Annotated in this window: 1 protein-coding gene and 1 pseudogene; both read right to left on the minus strand. The window is 67.5% G+C overall.

What is annotated here, in order from left to right; genetic code table 11:
* Window positions 1-85: 85 nt before the first annotated feature.
* Window positions 86-553, minus strand: coding sequence for a 30S ribosomal protein S7 (gene rpsG / locus IG80_RS0111620; RefSeq protein ID WP_032114192.1), 468 nt, complete (start codon window positions 551-553; stop codon window positions 86-88).
* A gap of 16 nt (window positions 554-569) precedes the next feature.
* Window positions 570-741 (minus strand): annotated as a pseudogene (gene rpsL, locus IG80_RS0111625) (30S ribosomal protein S12); the annotation flags it as partial.

Raw genomic sequence — 741 nt, forward strand, 5'->3', positions numbered from 1 at the left:
CGCCGGCCCCTTAAATGCGGAGGGCGCGGAACATGCCGCGCCGCCCGGTGCTGGTCAGCGCGGGCCCTCGCAGGGCCCGGCCGGTTTACCAGCGGTAGTGCGCGAAGGCCTTGTTGGCCTCGGCCATGCGGTGCGTTTCTTCGCGCTTCTTGATCGCGCCACCGCGGCTTTCCGAGGCGTCGATCAGCTCGCCGGCCAGCTTGCGGGCCATCGTGTTCTCGCCGCGCTTGCGGGCCGAGTCGATCACCCAGCGCATGGCCAGGGCCAGACGACGCGAGGCACGCACTTCGACCGGAACCTGGTAGGTGGCGCCGCCGACGCGGCGGGACTTCACCTCGACGGCCGGGGACACGTTGTCCAGAGCCTTCTGCACCAGTTCGATGGCGTTGGTGTTCTTCTCGCCGATCACGTCCATCGCGTCATACACGATGTTCTCCGCGATCGACTTCTTGCCGCTCTTCATGACCATGTTGATGAAGCGGGCGATGGTCTCGCTCCCGTGCTTCGGGTCGGGAAGGACGGCGCGCTGGGGGGTGGAACCTTTACGGGACATTGTCGGGCTTCCTCAATCAGCTCTTCGGGCGCTTGGCGCCGTACTTCGAACGGCCCTGGCGACGCTTGGTGACGCCGGCGGCGTCCAGCGAGCCGCGGACGGTGTGGTAACGCACGCCCGGCAGGTCCTTGACGCGACCGCCGCGGATCAGCACAACCGAGTGTTCCTGCAGGTTGTGGCCTTCGCCG

Origin of the sequence: Candidatus Paracaedibacter symbiosus (genome assembly GCF_000757605.1) — a bacterium.
In the GTDB taxonomy this organism is placed as follows: domain Bacteria; phylum Pseudomonadota; class Alphaproteobacteria; order Paracaedibacterales; family Paracaedibacteraceae; genus Paracaedibacter_A; species Paracaedibacter_A symbiosus.

What these genes read in the sequence shown, in the direction of transcription:
- rpsG (WP_032114192.1), bottom strand. Translation starts at nt 553, where the DNA reads ATGTCCCGTAAAGGTTCCACCCCCCAGCGCGCCGTCCTTCCCGACCCG.